The organism is Flavobacterium sp., assembly GCF_035760125.1.
In the GTDB taxonomy this organism is placed as follows: Bacteria; Bacteroidota; Bacteroidia; order Flavobacteriales; family Flavobacteriaceae; genus Flavobacterium.
Genome location: NZ_DASTTN010000396.1, coordinates 1 through 5,054 on the forward strand (window position 1 = coordinate 1; position 5,054 = coordinate 5,054).

6 protein-coding genes are annotated in these 5,054 nt (G+C 39.0%); all 6 read left to right on the plus strand.

Translation table 11 applies throughout. The features are described 5' to 3' along the window. The coding region (locus VFS71_RS14005) for an AMP-binding enzyme (protein WP_414656001.1) at nt 1-414 on the plus strand (414 nt) is incomplete at its 5' end. Nucleotides 415-458: 44 nt separating this feature from the next. Further along, nucleotides 459-1,970 carry a trypsin-like peptidase domain-containing protein gene (locus VFS71_RS14010; RefSeq protein WP_326401998.1) on the plus strand — a complete coding sequence of 504 codons (1,512 nt, stop codon included), beginning with the start codon at nt 459-461 and terminating at the stop codon, nt 1,968-1,970. Nucleotides 1,971-1,994: 24 nt separating this feature from the next. Further along, nucleotides 1,995-2,990: a pyruvate dehydrogenase (acetyl-transferring) E1 component subunit alpha gene (gene pdhA / locus VFS71_RS14015; RefSeq protein ID WP_326402000.1), complete on the plus strand. Its 996-nt coding sequence runs from the start codon at nt 1,995-1,997 to the stop codon at nt 2,988-2,990. A gap of 11 nt (nt 2,991-3,001) precedes the next feature. After that, nucleotides 3,002-3,262, plus strand: a complete 261-nt coding sequence (locus VFS71_RS14020; RefSeq protein WP_326402001.1) for a zinc ribbon domain-containing protein — start codon at nt 3,002-3,004, stop codon at nt 3,260-3,262. Nucleotides 3,263-3,286: 24 nt separating this feature from the next. Beyond that, the gene (locus VFS71_RS14025; protein ID WP_326402003.1) at nt 3,287-4,285 is read left to right on the plus strand and encodes a pyruvate dehydrogenase complex E1 component subunit beta; all 999 of its coding nucleotides are present in this window, start codon (nt 3,287-3,289) and stop codon (nt 4,283-4,285) included. Next, the coding region (locus VFS71_RS14030) for a 2-oxo acid dehydrogenase subunit E2 (protein ID WP_326402004.1) at nt 4,278-5,054 on the plus strand (777 nt) is incomplete at its 3' end. The genes VFS71_RS14025 and VFS71_RS14030, both read left to right, overlap by 8 nt.

The window sequence follows — 5,054 nt, forward strand, 5'->3', positions numbered from 1 at the left end:
CTCAGCGGTGATTTGGCCAAAAAAGATGAGGATGGATATTTTTGGTTTATCGGTAGAGCAGATGATATAATAAAAACTTCGGGACATATGGTTGGCCCTTTTGAAGTAGAAAGTACGCTGATGCGGCATCCAGCAGTTGCAGAAGCAGCCGTTATAGGAAAACCTGATCCCATAATTGGTGAATTGGTAAAAGCATTCGTGGTTTTGAAAAATGGCGTTGAATCCAATGAGGAAATTCAAATGGATATTATGGGTTTTGCCAGAAAACTAATGGGACCTGCAGTGGCTCCTAAGGAAATCGAATTTGTTGAAAGTATTCCAAAAACCAGAAGCGGAAAAATTTTGAGGCGATTGCTGAAAGCTCGCGAACTCGGATTACCCGAAGGGGATATTTCGACATTAGAACAATCCTGAAAGAATTCTAAAAAATCAATTTTAATAAAAAATCAATTTAAATCATGACAACATTTAGAAAAATCAATTTATATAGTCAAGCTATATTTTTGTTTTGCTTCTTTTTTTTGATGCAAGGATGCCATGCACAGGATAAGAATAATGGAAAAAGTATTGAAGATATTCAAAACAGTGCCTCAAAAACAGCTCCAAAAGTTTCTTATACAGGCAACGTAGATTTCAAAATGGCTGCTAAGATTGCCACGCCAGGGGTAGTAAATATTAAATGCACTTTGAAACGAGAGCGACAGCCCTTTGAAAATGGCAATCGCAATGATTTTTATGATTTACCGGAATTGTTCAAAGATTTTTTTAAAAACGATCCTTATTTTAAACAATATAAATTACAACCAGACCAAAATCCTGAGCCGATTATAGGTAGCGCTTCCGGTGTGATATTAACCCCGGACGGATATATCGTTACGAATAATCATGTAGTAAATGATGTCGATAAAATTGAAGTCACATTGTATGACGGACGATCCTATCCAGCCAGAATAATAGGTACAGACCCTCAGACGGATCTTGCGCTTATAAAGATTGATGCTCAGAATCTTTCCTTTATTATGTTTGGAGACAGTGATGTTATTGAGGTTGGGGAATGGGTAGTTGCCGTCGGGAATCCTTTTAATCTGGCATCAACGGTTACAGCCGGAATTGTTAGCGCCAAAGCCAGAAATATAAATATTTTAAGTAACCAAGGAGCCATCGAATCATTCATACAAACGGATGCAGCTGTAAATCCCGGAAACAGTGGAGGGGCATTAGTCACATTGGAAGGAAAATTAATAGGGATTAATACAGCAATAGCCACCCCAACTGGAGTATATGCAGGATATGCATTTGCGATTCCTGTGGATATTGTAAAGAAAGTGACCAATGATTTGATGAATTTTGGAGCAGTTCAGCGTGGAGTTTTAGGAATTGGAATCCGAGATATGGACAGCACCATTGCAAAGGAGCTGAACATTGAGCGTGCCAATGGGGTATATGTAGATAGCGTTTCTGTAACAGGAGCCGCCAAAGAAGCCGGTGTTAAAACGAAAGATGTAATCATAAAGATTGATGATATAGAAACGAACACTTCGTCCAAGCTGCTGGAGATCATCATGCGCAAACGCCCAGGAGATAAAGTGGCAATTACCTTAATCCGAGATGGTAAAGAGCAAAAAAAACTTATTGCAACACTGAAGAAACAAGAGGTAATCACGCCGGTTGAAACACCTAAAAACGTTGATTTACTTAAAAATTTGGGTGTTACACTTGTGGAAATTAACAAAGAGGATCAAAAAAGATACAACTTAAAAGCTGGATTGAAAATTACCAAAATCGATGAAGGTAAACTAAAACAGTTTACAGATATCCGAGAAGGATTTGTGATTACATCCGTGAATAACAGACCTGTTTCTACAATAAAATCCTTTATGGATGCAGTTGAATCAAAAAGTAGAGGCATTATGCTCGAAGGGAAATATGCAAATAATCCCACTTACTATTATTATGCTTTTGGTCTTTAAAAATGAAATAATAAAAACTAGAATATGTTACAGTCAGACACAATAACAGTTCCTATTGATCTAAAGCAAGGGCTTTTATTTTTGTACCAAATGCAACTCATCCGGAGATTTGAGGAAAAAGCTGCAGAACAATATACTAAAGCCAAGATTAGAGGATTTCTTCATTTATATATCGGTGAAGAAGCAGTTGCAGTAGGGGTTATGCAGGCTTTAAATGAGGATGATAATGTGTTGGCTACTTATCGGGAACATGGGCATGCCTTGGCTAGAGGAATTGACACCGATGTTATCATGGCCGAAATGTATGGTAAGCAGGAAGGCTGCAGCCGAGGAAGGGGAGGCTCAATGCATTTGTTTGATATTTCAAAAAATTTTTTTGGAGGTAATGCCATTGTTTGCAGTCATCTTCCAGTAGCTGTAGGGATGGCTTTGGCTTCCAAAAAGCAAAAGAAAACAAATATCACCTGTTGTTTTTTTGGGGAAGGCGCCGCTGCCGAAGGCGAATTTCACGAGGCCATGAATCTGGCTGCACTATGGAAAGTCCCTGTTTTATTTGTTTGTGAAAATAATCTGTATGCTATGGGAACTGCCTTGAAATATTCCCATGCCATGACTGATATGGAGAAAAAAGGAGCGGCTTATGGAATTGAATCTGCTACGGTAGATGGAATGGATTTGAATGCTGTTATAGATGCGGCGAATAAGGCCATACAGAAGGTTAGAAGTGAAGGAAAACCATTTTTTTTGGTTTGCAATACTTATCGTTTTAAAGCCCATTCCATGTTTGACGCAGAATTATATCGAGATAAAAAGGAAGTGGAGGAATGGAAAAAAAGAGATCCCATTCCACAATTCCAACAATTTCTTTTGCAAAAGGAATGGATTACAGAAGCAGAAATAGAGCTAATGAAGCAAAAGATTGAAAATAAAATGCAGATAGCGGTCGATTTTGCGGAAGCAGGAACTTGGGAACCAACAGATCAATTGACAAAATTTGTTTATAGTGAGACAGAAATTTAAAAAATAGTATCATGGAAAATAAAGCAATCTGTCAAAGTTGTGGTATGCCACTTGACTCGGATGACGTAAAAGGAACTGAAAAAGACGGTCAAAAAAGCAATGAGTATTGCAAATACTGTTACGAAAATGGAGAATTCAGGCATCCTAAAATGAATTTGGACGATATGAAAAGTAATGTGCAAAACCAAATGAAAAAATTGGAACACCATGAATATGCTATTCAAAAAGCGATAAACATACTGCCGAGTTTAAATCGGTGGAAAAAAAATTAAAACGTTTAATAAAAATATTTATCCATGGAAAATCCTGTTATGAAAACTACCCTTACGTACCGTGAAGCCTTAAAGCAAGGTCTTCGCGAAGCGTTACAAAATGACCAAGACGTTTTTTTGATGGGTGAAGATGTGGGACGTTACGGAGGTGCTTTTGCTGTGAGCAAAGGCTTATTGCAGGAATTTGGCGAGGAGCGCATTATGGATGTACCTCTTTCTGAAGCGGGTTTTGTAGGGGCAGGGATTGGTGCGGCAATGGCTGGAATGAAGCCCATTGTTGAGGTGATGACCGTTAATTTCAGTTTGTTGGCCATGGATCAAATTGTGAATAATGCGGCTACATTGCAACATATGTCAGGTGGACAATTGCATGTTCCGTTTGTAATCCGAATGGGAAGCGGTATTGGCAGACAATTAGGGGCACAACACTCACATAGTTGGGAGTCCTTTTATGCCCATATTCCGGGATTGATTGTTTTATCCGCAGGCACTCATGAAGATGCTCGAGGTATGTTGCGTTTGGCATTGCAAAGCCCGGATCCGGTAGTGTTATTTGAATATACCGTGATGCTGAATTTAGAAAAAGAATTGGATATCGATGCTGAGATAGTTGATATCAGCAAAGCAAAAGTGTTGAGAAAAGGGAAAGACATTACGATTATTACCTATGGAACGGGAGTCTACAAAAGTCTTGAGGCTGCCACCGAACTGGCTACAGTTGGAATTGATGCCGAAGTGATTGATTTACGGATTTTGAGACCATTGGATGACTTCACTTACCTCACTTCGGTAGCCAAAACACATCGTGTAATTATTGTGGAAGATGCCTGGCGGTCAGTAAGCATTTCTTCCGAAGTGAGTTCTCGTATCATGGAAAAGAAATTCTACGATTTGGATGCCCCAGTGCAAAGGCTGTGTGGTGTTGAGGTGCCTATACCGTATCCGGCTCACCTGGAAGAAGCAGCGGTTCCCCAAAAACAGGATATTGTAAATGCCATTAAAAAAATGTTAGGCCATGAGTGAGTTTTTAATGCCTAGTTTGGGCGCAGATATGGAAGACGGTACACTAATCGAATGGAAGAAAAAAATTGGAGATTCGGTGAAACGGGGCGATATTATTGCAGAAGTGGAAACACAAAAAGGGCTCATTGAAATTGAAGTTTTTGAGGAAGGCATAATAGAAAAATTATTGATTAATGAAGGGACCAAAGTACCTGTAGGAACAATAATGGCTTTGATTAGCCCGATTGGAGTCCCTTTAGAAACAAAAAAAGAAAAACCGATTGAATTGCATCCGATCGAGGAAAAAGTAACAGAAGTTATGCCACTGGAAACAGCCGAGGAAATCCACATAAAAGCTTCTCCATTGGCAAAAAAAATAGCGGAAGACCATCATATCGATATTAAGCAAATAAAAGGAAGTGGATACGATGGTGCGATTACCAAAGAAGATGTGGAGCACGCCATAGAACAACAGGATGCGATTGATAAAGGGGAAAATATATTAAAAACTGGTATTGATTCCGAGGCGATACGTAGTGCGATAGCCGCAGCAATGAGCAAATCCAATAGAGAAATACCACATTATTATTTGGAAAAAAAAATAGATTTAACTCGAGCATTGGCGTGGCTGCAAGAAGCGAATCAACAACGAAAGGTGCAGTCCAGATTGCTTCCTGTTGTTTTGTTTATAAAAGCCATTGCAAAATCGCTGGTAGATTTTCCAGATTTGAATGCAGTTTGGGAAAATGGATTGCAAACCAAAAAGGATATCAACATTGGTTTTGTGGTT

Coding starts and splice junctions, on each gene's coding strand:
- VFS71_RS14010 (WP_326401998.1), top strand. CDS start 459: ATGACAACATTTAGAAAAATCAATTTATATAGTCAAGCTATATTTTTG.
- VFS71_RS14025 (WP_326402003.1), top strand. CDS start 3,287: ATGGAAAATCCTGTTATGAAAACTACCCTTACGTACCGTGAAGCCTTA.
- pdhA (WP_326402000.1), top strand. CDS start 1,995: ATGTTACAGTCAGACACAATAACAGTTCCTATTGATCTAAAGCAAGGG.
- VFS71_RS14020 (WP_326402001.1), top strand. CDS start 3,002: ATGGAAAATAAAGCAATCTGTCAAAGTTGTGGTATGCCACTTGACTCG.